At 35.1% G+C, this 17,278-nt stretch carries 18 protein-coding genes; 7 read left to right on the top strand and 11 right to left on the bottom strand.

Annotated elements, in window-relative coordinates:
• Window positions 1–46 precede the first annotated feature (46 nt).
• The 3 genes from JE46_RS13330 to JE46_RS13320 are packed head-to-tail and all read left to right on the top strand — an operon-like array spanning window position 47 to window position 1,434.
• A complete protein-coding gene (locus JE46_RS13330; protein WP_031455790.1) occupies window positions 47–652 on the top strand; it encodes an NAD(P)H-dependent oxidoreductase in 606 nt (201 codons plus the stop codon).
• A 2-nt stretch (window positions 653–654) separates the two neighbouring features.
• Window positions 655–933, top strand: coding sequence for a putative quinol monooxygenase (locus JE46_RS13325; RefSeq protein ID WP_031455789.1), 279 nt, complete (start codon window positions 655–657; stop codon window positions 931–933).
• A gap of 36 nt (window positions 934–969) precedes the next feature.
• The gene (locus JE46_RS13320; protein ID WP_031455788.1) at window positions 970–1,434 is read left to right on the top strand and encodes a DUF3291 domain-containing protein; all 465 of its coding nucleotides are present in this window, start codon (window positions 970–972) and stop codon (window positions 1,432–1,434) included.
• 48 nt (window positions 1,435–1,482) lie between these two features.
• Here JE46_RS13320 and JE46_RS13315 read toward each other — a convergent pair whose 3' ends face one another.
• The gene (locus JE46_RS13315) at window positions 1,483–2,190 is read right to left on the bottom strand and encodes a class I SAM-dependent methyltransferase (protein ID WP_031455787.1); all 708 of its coding nucleotides are present in this window, start codon (window positions 2,188–2,190) and stop codon (window positions 1,483–1,485) included.
• 219 nt (window positions 2,191–2,409) lie between these two features.
• Here JE46_RS13315 and JE46_RS13310 point away from each other — a divergent pair, with 219 nt between their 5' ends.
• Together JE46_RS13310 and JE46_RS13305 are read left to right on the top strand one after the other, a co-directional pair.
• Window positions 2,410–3,291 (top strand): LysR family transcriptional regulator, encoded by an 882-nt coding sequence (locus JE46_RS13310; RefSeq protein ID WP_031455786.1) that lies wholly within the window; start codon window positions 2,410–2,412, stop codon window positions 3,289–3,291.
• 165 nt (window positions 3,292–3,456) lie between these two features.
• Window positions 3,457–4,734: a DUF2130 domain-containing protein gene (locus JE46_RS13305; protein WP_031455785.1), complete on the top strand. Its 1,278-nt coding sequence runs from the start codon at window positions 3,457–3,459 to the stop codon at window positions 4,732–4,734.
• 23 nt (window positions 4,735–4,757) lie between these two features.
• Here JE46_RS13305 and JE46_RS24055 read toward each other — a convergent pair whose 3' ends face one another.
• Complete coding sequence (locus tag JE46_RS24055; RefSeq protein WP_157505923.1) at window positions 4,758–4,898, bottom strand: hypothetical protein; 141 nt, start codon at window positions 4,896–4,898, stop codon at window positions 4,758–4,760.
• A gap of 191 nt (window positions 4,899–5,089) precedes the next feature.
• On the opposite strand from JE46_RS24055, the gene JE46_RS13300 reads away from it, so the two are divergent.
• Window positions 5,090–5,671, top strand: a complete 582-nt coding sequence (locus JE46_RS13300) for a hypothetical protein (RefSeq protein ID WP_031455784.1) — start codon at window positions 5,090–5,092, stop codon at window positions 5,669–5,671.
• 169 nt (window positions 5,672–5,840) lie between these two features.
• On the opposite strand, the gene moaA is transcribed toward JE46_RS13300, so the two are convergent.
• The 9 genes from moaA to JE46_RS13255 form a co-directional block, all read right to left on the bottom strand.
• Window positions 5,841–6,848: a GTP 3',8-cyclase MoaA gene (gene moaA, locus JE46_RS13295; protein WP_031455783.1), complete on the bottom strand. Its 1,008-nt coding sequence runs from the start codon at window positions 6,846–6,848 to the stop codon at window positions 5,841–5,843.
• Window positions 6,835–7,749: a bifunctional molybdenum cofactor biosynthesis protein MoaC/MoaB gene (gene moaCB, locus JE46_RS13290; RefSeq protein ID WP_031455782.1), complete on the bottom strand. Its 915-nt coding sequence runs from the start codon at window positions 7,747–7,749 to the stop codon at window positions 6,835–6,837. The genes moaA and moaCB overlap by 14 nt, the downstream gene beginning before the upstream one ends.
• A gap of 1 nt (window position 7,750) precedes the next feature.
• A complete protein-coding gene (locus JE46_RS13285; RefSeq protein WP_007807486.1) occupies window positions 7,751–8,182 on the bottom strand; it encodes a molybdenum cofactor biosynthesis protein MoaE in 432 nt (143 codons plus the stop codon).
• A gap of 243 nt (window positions 8,183–8,425) precedes the next feature.
• Window positions 8,426–9,502 carry a HesA/MoeB/ThiF family protein gene (gene moeB, locus JE46_RS13280; RefSeq protein ID WP_031455781.1) on the bottom strand — a complete coding sequence of 359 codons (1,077 nt, stop codon included), beginning with the start codon at window positions 9,500–9,502 and terminating at the stop codon, window positions 8,426–8,428.
• Window positions 9,503–9,512: 10 nt separating this feature from the next.
• Complete coding sequence (locus tag JE46_RS13275; RefSeq protein WP_031455780.1) at window positions 9,513–9,749, bottom strand: MoaD/ThiS family protein; 237 nt, start codon at window positions 9,747–9,749, stop codon at window positions 9,513–9,515.
• 2 nt (window positions 9,750–9,751) lie between these two features.
• Window positions 9,752–10,540 (bottom strand): uroporphyrinogen-III C-methyltransferase, encoded by a 789-nt coding sequence (gene cobA, locus JE46_RS13270; RefSeq protein WP_031455779.1) that lies wholly within the window; start codon window positions 10,538–10,540, stop codon window positions 9,752–9,754.
• Window positions 10,541–10,546: 6 nt separating this feature from the next.
• Entirely contained in the window at window positions 10,547–11,119 is a 573-nt protein-coding gene (locus JE46_RS13265) for a molybdenum cofactor guanylyltransferase (RefSeq protein WP_031455778.1), read from the bottom strand.
• Window positions 11,120–11,163: 44 nt separating this feature from the next.
• Window positions 11,164–11,910: a sulfite exporter TauE/SafE family protein gene (locus JE46_RS13260; RefSeq protein ID WP_031455777.1), complete on the bottom strand. Its 747-nt coding sequence runs from the start codon at window positions 11,908–11,910 to the stop codon at window positions 11,164–11,166.
• 123 nt (window positions 11,911–12,033) lie between these two features.
• Entirely contained in the window at window positions 12,034–13,206 is a 1,173-nt protein-coding gene (locus JE46_RS13255; RefSeq protein WP_031455776.1) for a molybdopterin molybdotransferase MoeA, read from the bottom strand.
• 936 nt (window positions 13,207–14,142) lie between these two features.
• Between JE46_RS13255 and JE46_RS13250 the strand changes: the two genes are divergently transcribed.
• Window positions 14,143–17,274, top strand: a complete 3,132-nt coding sequence (locus tag JE46_RS13250; RefSeq protein ID WP_031455775.1) for a SusC/RagA family TonB-linked outer membrane protein — start codon at window positions 14,143–14,145, stop codon at window positions 17,272–17,274.
• Window positions 17,275–17,278: the final 4 nt, after the last annotated feature.

The following is a 17,278-nucleotide window of genomic DNA, read 5'->3' as shown; positions in this document are numbered from 1 at the left end:
CCTCTATCCCTCACACATCCGTTTTCAAAAGAAGTAACAATTTAAAATGAAAAATATATTCATAATCAATGGCGGGCAAAAATTTGCTCATTCCGGAGGACAATTCAATCAAACCGTACAGGACTGGACAGTCGAATTTCTTTCAAAAAACAGTACATACGAAATCAAAACAACCCATATCGAAAACGAAATCGATCTTCAGGAAGAAGTAGAAAAATTCGTCTGGGCTGATTTAGTTATCTATCACACACCGGTTTGGTGGTTTCAAATTCCCAACCTTTTCAAAAAATACATCGACGATGTTTTCACTCAGGGACACAACAACGGAATCTACAAAAGTGACGGAAGAAGCCGCGTAAATCCCGACATCAATTACGGAACCGGCGGACTTTTATACGGACGCAAGTACATGCTTACCACCAGCTGGAATGCGCCAGCAACTGCTTTTACGCTTCCTGGCGAATTCTTCGACGAAACTTCTGTTGATGATGGTGTCATGTTTGGTTTCCACAAAATGAATAAATTCACAGGAATGGAATGCGTAAACGGATTTCATTTTCATGATGTTGAAAAAGGCGCAACACCTGAAAATATTCTTATATTTAAAGAAAATTACACCAATCATTTAAAAGAAATTTTTAAAACTTTATAATCATGATTTCAATTACTGCCATCTTCAAAGGTAAACCGGAACATAACGACCAAATTCAAAACATGCAGCACCATCTCGTTACCGAAACCAGAAAAGAAGAAGCCTGTGTTCGCTACGATTTACATAAAGCCGAAAATGTATTCATCATTTGGGAAGAATGGAAACACCAGCCGGGACTTGATATTCACAATTCACAACCTTATTTAGCCGATTTTATTTCTCAAATCAGAGATCTCGTTTCAGATCCGATTCAGGTTTATAAAACCAACCAGATTTTATAAAAGAATAAATAGCACCCGAAAAATCTACTTGATAACATGAGTAACTATCATCTTGCAGAAATTAATATTGCCAAAATGAAAGGAGTCGACATCAACGACCCAATAATGAAAGAATTCGTAGATAATTTAGAAGCTGTAAACACTTTAGCCGAAGAGAGCGAAGGTTTTATCTGGAGATTAAAAGATGATACAGACAGTTACAATGCTACAAGTCTGAATCCGTACAACGATGAACAGATTATCATCAACGTATCAGTTTGGGAAAGCATCGAGACATTAGAGCATTATATGTACAAAACTTTTCACAGCGAATTTCTAAGACGCAGAAAAGAATGGTTTCAGAAATTCGGAAAGGCGCATACAGCCATGTGGTGGATTCCAAAAGGTCAAATTCCAACTATGGAAGAAGCCGTAGAAAAATTAGATTACCTTCAGAAAAATGGCCCCTCAGAATTAGTTTTCGACCTCAGAAACAAATATCCGATGCCCGTTGAAATATAAATTTTATTCTCCACGAATAAGCGAAGCAATTCGTGGAGAATAAAACTTTTATTTAATCCCTCCAAAAGCCCCGAAACACATATTCTTATGTAAAATTTCGACTTTTGAGAAACCAACTTTCTTCATCAAATCCAATTGGTAATTCATAGATCTAGGAGAATCTTCTTTCTCAATATAATCCAACACTTTCTGACGATACTCTGCCCCTCCAATTCCTTCCAAATAATCTCCATAACGCTGCCAGGTATATTCATTTAATAAATCAGTATCTTGTGTGATTAAGTCCGAAATCATCAAGCAGCCGCCCGGTTTCAACAATTTAAACAATTTAGTAAAAGTGGTTTCCCAATCCTGATCGTCTCTCAAATGATGCAAAACTGCTCCGGCCAAAATAATATCAAAACTATTTTCTTCTAAATCTGCTTCGCGAATATCACCTTGTTTAACTCGTACTTTTCCGTTTGTCACAGCCGAAACTCTTTCAAAAGCACGATCCAGCATTGGCAAACTCAAATCGACCAAAGTGCAGTTTAAATCCGGTACTTTAGACAACATCATTAAAGTATAATTTCCTGCTCCGCATCCGACATCCAAAACAGCTGCAGCATTCGGAACAATACGTTTTGAAGCTTCTGTTATTAATTCTAAAGAAATAGCAGCGTCGATTGTCGCCACTTGTCCAGTTTCTAAATTTGAAAATCTTTCGACATCATTGTCAAATCGCTCTTTGATTTCTTCGATAGTTGATTTTTTCATGGTCTTTGTTTTTTAATCTCTCGCAGAATAAGCAGATTAACAGGATCTTTTTGCTAATATTGATCGGGATATTGTGATTAAGATGATTTTATCTAAATTCATTAATCTGCTATATCTTCCCAATCTGCGAGAGAGTTATTTTTTCATTTTCAAAACTACCTCTTTGATAAATACTTTGAAAATACTATTTTTATCAATCAATAATACTTTAAAAGTATCATGGAATTACGTCATTTAAAATATTTTCTGGCTGTTGCCGAAGAACTGAACTTTACCAAAGCCTCAGAAAAACTCTTTATTTCGCAGCCTCCATTAAGCCGACAAATAGCCGAATTAGAAGAAGAACTTCAGGCAAAACTCTTCATCCGAAACAACAAAAAAGTAGAATTGACCGAAGCAGGAAAATATTTTAAGGAAGAAGTAACAGCACTTTTTCAGCATCTGGAACGCATTGCTGTGAAAACAAAAAAGATCGCAGAGAACGTTTCGGGCGAATTCAGAATCGCTTATATCAGTTCGATTTATTCGTCTGTCATTTCCGATTTGATAAAACATCTGAAAGCGCAATTTCCATACGTAAATTTTAAACTTTTTGAAGTATCAACTACCAAACAAATCGCTGCTTTAGAAAAGGGAAAAATCGAGATGGGAATCATTCGATCACCTATTCATTCGCCCAAAATAAAATCGCATTTATGGTTTAAAGATGGATTTTCATTGGTTTACAATAAAAATACCGTTCAGATAAGATCAGAAAACGAGATTTTAAAACTGAAAGACGAAACATTTGTGTTTTTTAATAAAGATTACGCCCCGCATTATCATGAAGTTTTACTGGAACTGTGTGCCTTTTATGGCTTTACACCGAAGATAATTCACGAAGCGAATAATATAAACTCGATTGTGCAATTAGTTAAAAACGGATTAGGAATTTCGATTGTTCCTTCGAATATTGCAAAAAATAATCAGGATTTAGAAGTTGGTTTTATTGAATTGAAAAAAGTAAACCTATTTACAAATGTTTCTTTAATTACTTCAAAAGATGATTATTCTGAAATAACACAATCGGCTGTTGAGTTTTTATTGTCACAAAGTCGTTAGGACGCTAAGTTCTTATCATTTTAAAATCTGCGTGAAACAAAAAGTGAAAGCAATTCATGCTTATACAAAAAAATCGTTACAATTTAGTACACTAATCCACATCTTAAAAAGAGAACTTTTAAATACCTTAGCAAATTATAATTCCACTCCATAAAATCAACAAAAATGGCTGAACAATCTTCAATTCAGTGCCCAAACTGCGGAACTCCTATCGATGTAAATGATGTTTTAAAACACCAGCTGGAAGATAGTATCCGTAAAGAATTTCAACAAAAAGCAAATATTCAAAACCGTGAATTAGAGCTTAAAAACGAACAATTCGAAAAAGCCAAAGCCGAATTTGAAGCCAAGAAAAAGCAGGAAAACGAATTATTTGCTGAACGATTGGAACGTGAAAAAAAGGCTGCTGAAAAAGAAATTGGTGAAAAGCTAAAAACCAAACTGGAAGAAGAGAACAAAGACCGTTTACTTTTGATGGAAAAAGAACTTTCTGAAAAGTCGGATAAAATTCGTGAATTGAATAAAATGCAGGGCGAAATTGCCAAATTACAGCGTGAAAAACTGGAAATGAAGGAAGCAATCGAAGCCGAAGCTCAAAAACAGCTTAACGCCACTTTGGTCCTGGAAAGAGATAAAATCCGTAAGCAGGAAGAAGAAAAAAATGAACTAAAAATAAAAGAATACCAAAAACAATCAGACGACCAAAAAAAGCTGATTGAAGAAATGAAACGCAAACAGGAACAAGGCTCTATGCAGTTGCAGGGCGAAGTAATGGAATTAGCAATTGAGGAATGGCTGGCCAATAATTTCCCGCTAGACAGCATTGATGAAGTCAAAAAAGGCGCTAATGGTGCTGATTGTCTTCAGATTGTTAACACCCGCGAATTGCAAAACTGTGGTTCTATTTATTACGAAAGCAAAAGAACAAAAGCGTTTCAGCCAGCATGGATTGAGAAATTCAAAAATGATATCCGAACAAAAAGAGCCAACATTGGCGTTTTGGTTACCGAAGTAATGCCTGCCGGAATGGAAAGAATGGGCATGCGTGACGGGATCTGGATTTGTACGTATGAAGAATTTAAAGGTTTAAGCGCTGTTTTACGTCAGTCACTAATTCAGGTTAGCCAGGCCGTTCAGGCACAAGAAAATAAAGGCGATAAAATGTCGATGTTGTACGATTTCTTAACAAGTAATGAATTCCGTTTGCAGATTGAAGGAATTGTCGAAGGCTTCACCCAAATGCAGGGCGATCTGGATGCCGAAAAAAGAGCCATGCAAAGAATCTGGAAACAGCGTGAAAAACAAATCGAAAAAGTAGTCCATAATACCTTAGGAATGTACGGGTCAATTCGCGGTATTGCAGGAAATGCGGTTCAGACCGTGAGAGCTTTAGAACTCGATTTTATCGAAGATGACAATGAAGATCCTAAAGAATTAGAATAGTTTTACATTTAACAATCAGGAGCTTATTCCAGCTGTACACTATATCTTTTATGGCGAACCCCGCCATAAAAGGATGCCGTTTCCATCTGGGCTAGGCTGTCATTTATTATGACCTTTAAAATTTCAAAAACATTATTTTTCCAAATTATAGTCCAATTTTTCATGTAGAATTGTTAAGAAATTTTGATTTTTATTTTTAGCTAAAAATTCAAGCGATTAGTTTTCAAAGACTTATTGCTTTTTTTTTACTAAAAACTTAACATTGGAAAGCTTGTTTTATAATTATCTTTACTTAACGATCAGTTAACAATTTAGTTACATTGTAAAGATAATTCTCATTAAATGCACTTATAATATGGAAAACAAGACCGAAGAAACAACTCCCGAGAAAATTGATTCTCCAAAAACTGAAAATATTCAGCCGGCTACACAAAACGAAAATACACCGGAAATAAAAAAGCCTGTCCGCAGAGCTCCGGCTAAAGCAACTCCTGCTAAATCTGCTACAGCGGGCACAACAAAACCCCCTGTAAAATCTACAGCAGCTACTAAAACGGCAGAAATAAAAAAAGCTCCTGCAAAAAATATAGTATCTACAACGGAACAACCAGAAGAAATAGCTGCAGAATCTGCTGTTACTGAATCAATTCAAACTACAAACGAAGTTGCTGTTACAGAAACTTCAAAAGACAAATCCGATAAAAAGAAGAAAAAAGTGAAAGACAAAGAAAAAGAAAAAGCAAAAAAGAAATTAGCTAAGAAAAAAGAAGAAGCGAAAAAAGACAAAAAGAAAGAAAAAGCGAAAAAAGCAAAACTAAAAGCGGCTGCCAAGAAAAAGGAAAAAGCTAAAAAAGCTAAGGAAAAAGCGAAAGCTAAAAAAATAGCAAAAAAGAAAGCAAAGTCTAAAAAGAAGGCAAAAGCTAAAAAGAAAAAATAATATGAATAAAGGTTTGACTTTAGTAAAGTTGAACCTTTTTTTTATTTTCACACTTTGTCATTGCGAGGAACGAAGCAAACACATTATCTTTAAAAGGCTTCGACTCCGCTCAGCCCGACAAACGTTGTGTCCTCCTGAGCGGAGTCGAAGGACATTTAGCAACAAAAAATTACCCTCCAATCGCAATCATACTACGATTATCAAAATGCAGATTTGGATCATCCATTTCAGAAATCGTAACCATACCTGATCTGACTTTTTTCTTGCTTTTAACAGAAGCCGAAATCAATTCGGTAATTGATTCACCGTTTCTAAAAGCAGTCAGTAAATCGGTTTCAGAATTAGAGAAAAGGCAATTTTTGATTTTTCCGTTTGCCGTCAGGCGGATTCTGTTGCAGCCATCACAAAACGGATTTGTAATGGAACTTATGATTCCGAAATCGCCCTGAAAACCTTTGATTTTGTAGGTTCTGGCCGTGAAGTTTTTCTCGTCTTCCAGTTTCTGAATTTCATCCAGAGAAAAATTTTCCTCTACTTGTGATAAAATTTCCTTTTGCGAAACCATTTTGCTCCTGTCCCACTCATTTCCGGCGAAAGGCATAAACTCAATAAAACGGACAGCAATTGGCAATGACTCGGTTAAATTGACGAAATCAATAATTTCATTATCATTAAAACCTTTCATCAAAACCACATTTACTTTTACCTGAAAATGATGATTCAGCAATAAATGCAGATTATCAATCACTTTCTCAAACTGATTTCGAAGTGTTATCGAATGAAATTTTGATGCAATCAGCGTATCTAAACTCAGGTTGATTTTTTTGATTCCGGCCTGTTTTAAAACGTCAATATGACGGTCGATTAAAATACCGTTGGTCGTGATTGAAAGTGAAACTTCTAAAGTTGATAATTTCGCAACAATCTCAGGAAAATCCTTTCTCAACAAAGGTTCTCCCCCTGTCAGTCTGATTTTATCGACACCACTTTCCACGAAAGTCTGGGCAATTGCAAAAATCTCTTCGGCCGTCATTAAGCTTGCTTTTGGAGACAGCGCAATTCCGTCAGCAGGCATGCAATACGTACAACGCAAATTGCATTTCTCCAGCAACGAAATACGCAAATAGTTGTGTTTTCGCCCAAAATCATCCGTTAAAATGGTTTTAGAGGGTATCATGATTTTTTCCTTTTAAAATATGAAAAACGTGCATCACATGCGGAAAAACAGCATCCATAGATTCTCTTGCTCCATTTGTTGATCCCGGCAAGGCCAAAACCAGGCTTTTTCCCAATGTTCCTGCCACTGTTCTGGATAACATTGCATATGGCATACGCTGCTGCCCGTAATCGCGAATGGCTTCTTCGATTCCCGGAATTCTGCTTTCTAATATCGATGAAAGCGCTTCAGGTGTTACATCCCTTGGAGACAATCCTGTTCCTCCGGTAAAAATAACCAGCTGGTTCTCTTTGGCGAAAGCCTTCGTTTTTTCCTGAATAATTTCTAACTCATCCGGAATAACTTCGTAATGAGACGTTTCAACTCCGTAAGAATCTAACTTTTCTACAATGATTTTTCCGGATCGGTCTTCTTTATCACCTGCAAAAATAGAGTCGGAACACACAAAAACTGCTGCTTTTATTGTGTACGGAAATTTATTTTTGAAAGACGATTTACCGCCTTCTTTGTTGATTAATTTGATGGTTGAAATTTCGATTTCTTTATCAATTGGTTTCAGCATATCGTACATCGTAAGCGCTACAATTGAAGCTCCGTGCATCGCCTCTACCTCTACTCCAGTTTTATAAACGGTTTTTACTTTAAAGATAATATGAATAGCTAAACCTTCAATGTTATATTCTACCGATGTAAATTCAATTGGCAGCGGATGGCAATCCGGAATCGATAAATGTGTATTTTTTACCGCAAATAATCCGGCTGTTTTTGCCATTTCGAGCACATTCCCTTTTGGAACGAGATTGTTAACAACTGCATCAATTGTTTCCTGTTTGCTGACTTTGACAATTGCTGTAGCTGTTGCGACTCTTAATGTGCTTATTTTATGCGTAATATCTACCATTTTAGGTGTTTTGTTTCCAGGTGAATGTATCGTTTTCAAACATTTCCTTGCCAAAAATCGGCACATCAGTTTTAATCCAGTTTACAATAGCTTCTGTGGCCTCGTAAACTTGTTTCCTGCGTGTTGCCGATACAAATACGAACAAACATATTTCACCCGCTTTTACAACTCCTAAACTGTGGTAAATATGCATACAGGTCAAGTCGAATTTGGCAAAAGCTTTTTCACGAATGGTATGCAAAGCTTCGTTTGCCATATCAGTGTAAGCCGAATAATCAATGGCAACAACCGTATTATCATGAATCACATCGGCACGAACCTGGCCCAGAAAAATATTGTGTGCCCCAATTGTATGTTTGGATTGATGTTTGGCAATCGACTCCGCAATAAATTCGGGAGAAATTGGTCCTTCTACAAATACATTTTTACTCATTTTCTTTTTATTTTTTATATCAAAGATTTCACAGATTAAAAGTTTTTTTTGCCACAAATTATACAAATTTTCATTACTTAATTCTATAAAAAGAATAATCGCAATATTGTCGTTTCGACGGAGGAGAAATCCCCGCAAGAAACTCTACAAAGATTGGCGACATTCTATACTGAGTTACTTGCGAAGATTCTTCGTTCCTCAGAATGACAAACTTTACAGACAATTGTGTCTTTTAATCTTTGACTATATTTTTATTTCTTTAGTTAATAATTCTTTCAATGCCAAAGCACCGCCTTCAACACTTTTTAGATTTTTAAAATTCATTTTCTGAAGCAATTCAACAGCTATTTTACTTCTGATGCCGGATTGGCAGAAAACATAAATCGTTTGATTTGAATCTAGTTTTTCAATTTCATTTTCCAGATTTATTAACGGAATCTGAATACCGTTCTTGAATATTATTTTTGGAAGTTCATCTTCATTACGAACATCTAAAAACAAGACTTCTTCATTATCAATTTGATTCAAAACTGCTTCAGCTGAAATCTCTTCGACACGGTTTTCTTTTTGAGAATATTTTTCTTCAAAAGTATTTCTGTCCATTACAAAAGAATCATTTTTTTCAAAATCATATTTCTGCTGTTCATTATTCAGAACATTATAAACCAATATTTTTCCGCTCAAAACTTCTCCTGTTTCCAGAATCATTTTTATGACTTCATTGGCCTGCAGCATTCCAATAATTCCGACCGAAATTCCGATAACTCCCGCATCCGTACAATTCACAGACGAACTGTTTTCATCCGGATATAAACATCTGTAGGTTGGTCCATTTTGATAATTAAAAACCGAAACCTGCCCCTGAAACCTGAAAATTGATCCGTAAACCATTGGTTTATCCGTAATCAGACAGGCATCATTTATCAGGTATTTTATTTGAAGATTATCCGTTGCATCCACAATAATGTCATACTTTTCGAATAAAGCAATGGCATTTTTCCCTGAAAGTTTTTCAGCAATGGCGCTTACTCTAACGTCAGGATTTAATGCTGTTATCATTGCTTTGGCTTCTTCAACCTTGTATTTTCCGACAGATGAACTTTTGTAAATTACCTGACGCTGCAAATTTGAAAGTTCGACAACATCATCATCCACAATTCCGATTTCACCAACTCCGGCAGCTGCCAGATAAGGCAATATCGCAGCACCCAGACCTCCTGCACCAATAATTAAAACTTTGGATTTTAATAATTTGTACTGGCCTGTTTCTCCAATCTCGGGAAGCATTATTTGTCGGTTATAACGGGAAGATGCATTCATAAATTGTAAATTATCCTCCGGCAAAAGGAGGCAATAAAGCAACAATATCGCTGGTTTTTAAAGTATAATCTGTTGTTTTTGAAACTATTTTCTGATTGACGGCAACACTGAAAGAAAGTGATTCGAATTTGTATTTTGCTTCTAAATCCTGCAATAAATCCTGCAGGGAAATATTCGAAGAAACCACATTTTCAAAAGTGCATTGTGTTTTTTCTGCAACAGCTCCAAAATATTTAACTTCAATCATTATTATAGATTTAAATTCTGAAATATAAATTCGTCTTCAAAATGTTCCTGAAAATAAGAGGTAAGTTTTGAAGTATTTTTTACCACTTCTCCAATTACAATAATCGCTGGTGATGAAATGTTTTTTTCTGCGACTAATTTAGTAATTGAGCTAATGTTTCCAGCTACTTTTTGTTCTGAATTTTTAGTTCCGTTTTGTATAATGGCAATCGGTAAATCGTCAGTTCTGTTTTCCTTGTAAATCGAAATGATTTCATCTAACTTGTGCATTCCCATCAAAATAACCACAGTTGCAGCTGATTTTGAAGCCAAATGTACATCTTTAGACAATTCATGACTGGAAGTTGTACCTGTAATTACCCAGAAACTCTCTGCTACTTTTCGCTGCGTAAGGCTTATTCCTACTGAAGCAGGAACGCCTAATGCTGATGAAATTCCGGGAACAACAGCCGTTTCCAAACCAAATTTTTCTGAATATTCGATTTCTTCGCTTCCACGCCCGAAAATAAACGGATCTCCACCTTTCAAACGAACCACATGTCCGTAACGGTTGGCCATCGAAACAATCAATTCGTTAATTTGATCCTGTGTGTAAGCATGGCATCCTAAGCGTTTCCCCACAAAAACAATCTCTGCCTTAGTCGCATATTGCAATAATTCTTCGTTAACCAAAGCATCATACAAAACTACATCGGCATTTTCTAACGCTTTAATTGCTTTTAGCGTGATCAATTCAACATCTCCCGGGCCTGCGCCTACTACTGTTAACTTTGGTGTTTTTGAGTTTTGCATAATCTATTAACTTAAATTGATATTCAGGTCGTTTAATTCGTCAACCGAATTAATGTTCGTTAAAGGAAAGTTTTCACTTTCTTCTATTTTTATAATCTGATGAGGCACTTTTGATAGAAAATCCATCATTTTCAGTTCATTTTCATCAATCGCTTCTTTTATAACCGGAAGCAATTTTTTCGAATAAATTCCGATTAACGGATGTATCCTGCTTTCTGTCGCAAATATGGTAATCTGGGCTTCCTGATTGTGTTTTGATATCAATTCAGTTAACAATTCCGAAGAAATTAACGGAATATCACAACTCAGTATCAGATTAAATTCGGTTTCAGAATTCTCCAGTGCGGTATAAATTCCGCCCAAAGGCCCTTTATCTTTTACAATATCAGCCCTTTTTTGATACGGCAGATAATCGTATTCTTTTGTATTCGTTATGAACTCAATGTTTCCTGTAATAGGCAAAACAGCCTGAATTATATGTTCAATAAATGGTTTTCCCTGAAACAGAACCAATCCTTTCTCAGACTTCATTCGGGAACTTTTTCCTCCGCAAAGAATAAATGCTGTTAGTGTTTCCATTATTGATTATTTTATTTGTTTCAAATTTCAGGTTTTACAAATCTCTACGGAAAAATCAATTTTATACTTGCCATCAAAATCACGGTTCCTAACACTATTTTTAAGGTTTTGTTCGAAAAATAACCGCTTCCGTAAAACCCACCTAACATTCCGCCTATCACTGCAATAGGAACCAGATAAAAGCTCTCTATTGGAATAATTTTTCCTCCCAAAAGAAATCCTAACATTCCTGCAAATGAATTGACAAATATGAACAGGCTTGAAATAGCCGCTGATTCTTTTACTGAAGCCCATCCCAGAAACAATAAAATCGGACTTAAGATAATGCCACCGCCAATACCCAACATCCCTGACAACAAACCAATTACAAATCCGATTGCCAACGCAAAAGGTAATTGAATCTTAACAGCTTCTTTTTCCTTAAAGTTGAATATTCCAAACAATCTTAAAGCAGCAAATACCAATACAATTCCTAAAACAACTTTATAAATTGTATTGTCCAGTGTAATAAATCCGCCAATAAAAGCTGCCGGTACAGAAGCTATCGCAAACGGATAAAAGAGTTTCGGTTTGAAATAATTCATTCTGTAATAAAACAAAAATGAAATACTCGAAACAAATAAATTCAGTAACAAAGCCGAAGGTTTCATAATCGCCACCGGAAAAGCAAAAATCGTCATTAAAGCCAAATAACCTGATGCTCCGCCATGCCCTACACTTGAGTACAAAAACGCAATCACGATTAATGCGAAGCTGAATAAGATTATATTTTCGGAAGTAAGTAAATTCATTTTGTTTCAGGTTTTCTTTGTTTCAGGTTACGCTATATGTTTATTTTTATACACTGCGTTTTAAAACTGAAATTCTTTATTCTTTATTCTTTATTCTTTATTCTTTATTCTTTATTCTTTATTCTAATCAATCGGCAATAATGTTACCAATTGTTCTTTTTTAAGGTTTTCAAAATCATTTGGTACAATGAGCAAACAATTTGCTGTAGCAAAAGTGTTGAGCATTGCTGAGCTCTGACCCTCTAAAACCGTTACGTGGGTTTCATCATACAAAGCTTTTAAGAACAATGTTTTTCCCGAATTATTAGAAATTCCGGCGTTTAATTTTCGGACTAATTTTGGCAGATGAATATCCGAAAATCCCATTCGGTTTCGGATTGCCGGATACACATACACATAAAAATTAGTCAGTGACGAAGCCGGATTTCCGGGTAAAGCAAAAACTAAAGTTTCTTTTTTAGAGCCGAAAAACATTGGTTTTCCTGGTTTCTGATTGATTTTATAAAAAAGTTCTTCTACTCCATTTTTCAGTAATGCTTCTTTTACAAAATCATAATCCCCAACTGAAATTCCGCCCGAAACTAAAACCACATCATATTTTTTCAGGATATCTTTTAAGGCTTCCTTCGTTGCTTTTAGATTATCTTTTACCTTAAAAACCTTTGTTTTATTTACACCTATCGTTTGAAGCGCAGCCTCCAGCATCACTGAATTGCTTTCGTAAATTTTACCTTTTGGCAATTTTTTACCGGGTTTTACCAATTCGTTTCCGGTTACCAAAATGGCTACTTTTGGCTTTTTGTAAACTGTAATTTCTGTAATTCCCAAACAAGCCAGAAAACCAATTGCAGCCGGTGTAATTAAAGTATTGGCCTCAAAAACGATTCCATCTTTATCAATCTGCTCCCCTTTTGCACGAACATTTGCAAACTGCTCCGGCATTTTGGCAATCAAAATCGAATTTTCATTCGCCATAACATGCTCCTGCATCACCACTGTATCGGCATCATCCGGAACAAAAGCTCCGGTAAAAATCCTTACTGCTTCATTTTCTTTCAGTTTTATATTAGAATGATCTCCTGCTTGTGAACTGCTCACCACATCATATTGATGTTTTCTGCTGTGAATAAAAGCATAACCGTCCATTGCTGACTGGCGAAACGGCGGCATTGCAATTGGCGAATAAACCGTTTCTGCCAAAACATATCCCAGTGCTTTTTTCACTGCTATTTTTTGAAATGGCATTTTTGAACTGTTTTCAGCTACGATTGTTAAAGCTTCATTTACTTGTATCATTTAATAAAATATAAAACTAAGTAAAAATACTTATTGCAAATATACGTATTTTTTACTAGTATGGTTAAAAAAAAATAATTTATTTTTCTACCTATAAAATTACTCTAATTTATTTAAAATCATGGTTTAAATTAAATCTAGTTTTTGGTTTGAAATTCTGTTTTTTGAATCCCTGCAGATACTTTTCAGTCTTATTTAACGTCTTATAGTATTAAAATTGATAAATAAAAAAGAATAAATTAAGTATAAAATACTACATTTCAATGTCGCCTGAAATATATTTTTAACATTTATTTAAATCAATAAAAAACAATAAAACACTGATATACAAATAATTAACAATTAAAATTCATTCTTAAATTTATATTTATTTAATTATTTCAAAAAAAAATCAACAAATTTTTGGATATTATTATATTAAAATTAACTTTGTCTATAGGATTAGTAGAGTTTAAAATTATATTTAAAACCATAAAAAACTATATTTTGAAAACAACCGAAAGCATATCGTATTATAATCTTCAAAAAAAATATACTTATAACACTAGCTGTTGTATGTGCTTCTGTTGTTAAACCTTACAGCAATAATTCTATGTTTATAGTCAACTCTTCAATACTAAACTGACTTTAAACAAACCTTACAAAAATTACAAGTAAATCTTACTGAACATTCCATAATCTTATTTGATGCAACAAATTTGTATCGAAAAGACTATTGAAACTATACCTATTAATTAAGAAAAATGAAATAAAAACTAAAAACAATAAAATAAAAAAGATGCACAACAATTGCTGTAAATAAACAAAAAAGCCATTTCTGCGGCAACAGAAATGGCGAGGCTTAAAGAAAATTTATCGCTAAATAAAGGAAACACGAGAGAGTTGAAAAATCAACTTTCAGGACTCCTTGTTAATTACTTAAACCAATACAAAGAAATGAAAAAAAATATAAATGTTTATACATTATTATTTTTCCTGTTTTTAACATCAGGAATAAATGCACAAAATACAACACCTCTTATACAGTCTAAACTGGACGGAACGGTAGTAGATGATATTACAAACCAGCCAATTATTGGGGCTTCAGTTATTATTAAAGGAACAACACACGGAGTTCAGACTGATACTGAAGGGAAATTTTATTTTCAGACTGGTCAGAAATTACCTTATACTTTAATAATAACCTATATCGGATATAAAAAAACTGAAATTATTGTAGACAAAAACCCTGTCACTATCAGTTTAAAAGAAGAACGTCAGGAACTGGATGAGTTAGTCGTTGTTGGATACGGTTCTCAAAAGAGAAAAGACATTACCGGTTCAGTATCATCCGTTCCAAAAGCAAATCTTTCTCAGGTTACATCCTCTGCAGATAACTTATTGAGAGGTGCTATTTCCGGAGTGGTTGTTACACAGAGTTCAGGACGTCCGGGAGCTTCTTCCAGTGTTCGCATTAGAGGAGGAAACTCTATCACTGCCGGTAATGAGCCTCTTTATGTGGTTGACGGAATTTTAATTTATAATGATAACAATAACAGTAGCGCAGGAGTAACTTATGCGGGTGCATCTTTAAATGTATTATCTACTATTAATCCGGGAGATATTGAATCTATTGAAGTCCTGAAAGACGCCTCAGCAACTGCAATTTACGGATCACGAGGTGCTAATGGAGTTGTAATTATTACGACTAAAAAAGGAACGAAAGGACAAGACAATATTTCATACCAGGGTTATTTTGGGGTTCAGAATGTTTCTAAAAAATTAGATTTGTTAAATGCAAGCCAATGGGCAAGTCTACGTAATGATGTTCAGGCAAGTATTGGTCAGTCACCATCGTTTACACCAGCTCAAATAGAAGCGCTTAAAACATCGGGAGGTTACGACTGGCAGTCCGCTGTTTTTAGAACTGCTGCACCAATTCAGAATCATCAGTTGTCTTTTTCAGGAGGAGACGAACGTTCACGTTATGCAATTTCGGCAGGTTATTTTCAACAAGACGGGATTGTAATTGCATCAGATTTTAAAAGAATTTCGCTTCGTGCCAACTACGAAAGGAATTATTCACAAAATTTTAAATTTGGTGTGAACGCTAATTATACTAACTCTGTTGCAAATGGTGTAGGAACCAATGGTGGTACTTCTGCCGGGAGACAGCCTAATCCATTAGTTGTTGCTTTATATCAACCACCTGTTGTTCCTATTAAAAATGCAGACGGAAGTTATAACTTAACTAATAATCCTTATGCAACTGCAGTTAATGGCGTTATTGCAAATCCAATTAATGATTTGGTTAGCACAACAAACGAAACCAAAATCAACAGAATTCTAACCAGCTTATTCGGTGAATACAAAATAACCAAAAAACTGACTGCAAAGGTGGCTGTAAGCGGTGACGTTATTGATACCAAACAAAATTATTATGCTCCGTCAACTACAACAACGGGAGCCGGAACAAAAGGCTTAGGATCAGTTGGAAACAGACTGGTAAGTTCTATACTAAATGAAAATACACTGAACTACAATACTAACTTTAGTGATGATCACAAATTTTCGGCTTTAGGGGGGTATACTCTTCAATACACCAAAGGTGAAGTTGTAAATGCGGGTGCAAATACTTTTATAAACGACGCTAATACTTACAATTCCTTACAAGATGGTGTTCCGATAAAACCCTATAGTGATGCCTTCGAAAGTGTGCTAAAATCGTGGTTAGCAAGAGTAAATTATTCTTATAAAGGAAAATATAACTTTACGCTCTCTGCACGTGCAGACGGGTCTTCAAGATTTGGTTCAGAATCACTTTGGGGTTACTTTCCTTCGGCTGGATTTTCATGGAATATTACGGATGAAGAATTTGCCAACAACATTAAAGGTGTAACCGAAGCCAAACTTAGAATAACAGCCGGAACTACAGGAAATCAGGAAATTGGAAATTATCTTTCCCTGGCTCAGATGGGCTCTGTTAATTACTCCTTTGGAGGCATACTATATACAGGACTTGCCCCTACCCGACTGAAAAATCCGGATTTAAGATGGGAGAAAACAAATCAATATAACGTTGGTTTAGACTTATCATTATTAGACAGAAAAATCAATTTTGTTTTTGATGTTTACTACAAAAAAACAAACGATTTGCTTATAAGTGTTCCTGTGCCGCTTACTTCAGGATATGCTACAATACTTCAAAACATTGGAGGTGTTGAAAATAAAGGTATTGAGATTGGCCTGATAACAGAAAATATAAAAACCGAAAACTTTTCATGGAATTCCAACTTCGTTTTTTCTGCTAACAGAAATAAGGTTGTTGCAATTGGAAATGGTGTTGACCAGTTTTTTCCAATCGTTCCAAACGGTGCTTTATTGCAGCAACAGCCTGTAACGGTAAAAGTTGGTTTGCCTTTAGGGACTTTTTGGGGATACAGAACCAATGGTATTTTCCAGACTCAAGAAGAAGTAAATACACAGCCTAAAATAAACAGTCTTGCCAATACAAAAGTTGGTGACAGAAAATATGTAGACAGCAACGGTGATGGCGTAATTACAGCTCTTGACAAAGGAAATCTTGGATCATCACAGCCAAAATTTGTTGGAAGTTTCAGCAATACGATCTCTTATAACGACTTTGATCTGAATTTTTCTTTCCAGGGCTCTTATGGCGGAAAAATATTCAATGCTTTAAATCAGCAATTAGAAATTTCAACATTGGGAACAAATGCTAATGCTAATCTTAATGATCGCTGGACACCAACAAATCCAAGTAATGAAATTCCGAGAGCATCTAGTTCTCCATTAGGAATAGTTTCTGAGCGTTATGTAGAAGATGCTTCTTTCCTGAGGCTAAAATTAATCACTTTAGGATATACACTACCTAAAAGCATTTCTAAAAAACTAGGAACAAAAAGCGTCAAGTTTTATGTATCTGCCGAAAATTTAATTACATGGACAAAATACACGGGATATGATCCTGAGGTAAGTTCATACGAACAAAACAACTTATATCCGGGAATTGATTTTGGTTCTTATCCAAACTCTAAAACATTCATTTCAGGTCTGAATATAACTTTCTAAGTAA

The organism is Flavobacterium chungangense LMG 26729 (genome assembly GCF_000735715.2).
Taxonomy (GTDB): domain Bacteria; phylum Bacteroidota; class Bacteroidia; order Flavobacteriales; family Flavobacteriaceae; genus Flavobacterium; species Flavobacterium chungangense.
The sequence above is the reverse complement of the archived record's forward strand: the minus strand, read 5'-3'. Positions and strand labels throughout refer to the sequence as shown.

Bases quoted from the DNA above. Each gene is read 5' to 3' on its own strand.
- moaCB (WP_031455782.1), bottom strand. From the start codon at position 7,749: ATGGTAGATATTACGCATAAAATAAGCACATTAAGAGTCGCAACAGCT.
- moaA (WP_031455783.1), bottom strand. From the start codon at position 6,848: ATGATACCCTCTAAAACCATTTTAACGGATGATTTTGGGCGAAAACAC.
- JE46_RS13285 (WP_007807486.1), bottom strand. From the start codon at position 8,182: ATGAGTAAAAATGTATTTGTAGAAGGACCAATTTCTCCCGAATTTATT.
- cobA (WP_031455779.1), bottom strand. From the start codon at position 10,540: ATGCAAAACTCAAAAACACCAAAGTTAACAGTAGTAGGCGCAGGCCCG.
- JE46_RS13260 (WP_031455777.1), bottom strand. From the start codon at position 11,910: ATGAATTTACTTACTTCCGAAAATATAATCTTATTCAGCTTCGCATTA.
- JE46_RS13320 (WP_031455788.1), top strand. From the start codon at position 970: ATGAGTAACTATCATCTTGCAGAAATTAATATTGCCAAAATGAAAGGA.
- JE46_RS24055 (WP_157505923.1), bottom strand. From the start codon at position 4,898: ATGAAAAATTGGACTATAATTTGGAAAAATAATGTTTTTGAAATTTTA.
- JE46_RS13325 (WP_031455789.1), top strand. From the start codon at position 655: ATGATTTCAATTACTGCCATCTTCAAAGGTAAACCGGAACATAACGAC.
- JE46_RS13255 (WP_031455776.1), bottom strand. From the start codon at position 13,206: ATGATACAAGTAAATGAAGCTTTAACAATCGTAGCTGAAAACAGTTCA.
- JE46_RS13300 (WP_031455784.1), top strand. From the start codon at position 5,090: ATGGAAAACAAGACCGAAGAAACAACTCCCGAGAAAATTGATTCTCCA.
- JE46_RS13265 (WP_031455778.1), bottom strand. From the start codon at position 11,119: ATGGAAACACTAACAGCATTTATTCTTTGCGGAGGAAAAAGTTCCCGA.
- JE46_RS13275 (WP_031455780.1), bottom strand. From the start codon at position 9,749: ATGATTGAAGTTAAATATTTTGGAGCTGTTGCAGAAAAAACACAATGC.
- JE46_RS13330 (WP_031455790.1), top strand. From the start codon at position 47: ATGAAAAATATATTCATAATCAATGGCGGGCAAAAATTTGCTCATTCC.
- JE46_RS13310 (WP_031455786.1), top strand. From the start codon at position 2,410: ATGGAATTACGTCATTTAAAATATTTTCTGGCTGTTGCCGAAGAACTG.
- JE46_RS13250 (WP_031455775.1), top strand. From the start codon at position 14,143: ATGAAAAAAAATATAAATGTTTATACATTATTATTTTTCCTGTTTTTA.
- JE46_RS13305 (WP_031455785.1), top strand. From the start codon at position 3,457: ATGGCTGAACAATCTTCAATTCAGTGCCCAAACTGCGGAACTCCTATC.
- moeB (WP_031455781.1), bottom strand. From the start codon at position 9,502: ATGAATGCATCTTCCCGTTATAACCGACAAATAATGCTTCCCGAGATT.
- JE46_RS13315 (WP_031455787.1), bottom strand. From the start codon at position 2,190: ATGAAAAAATCAACTATCGAAGAAATCAAAGAGCGATTTGACAATGAT.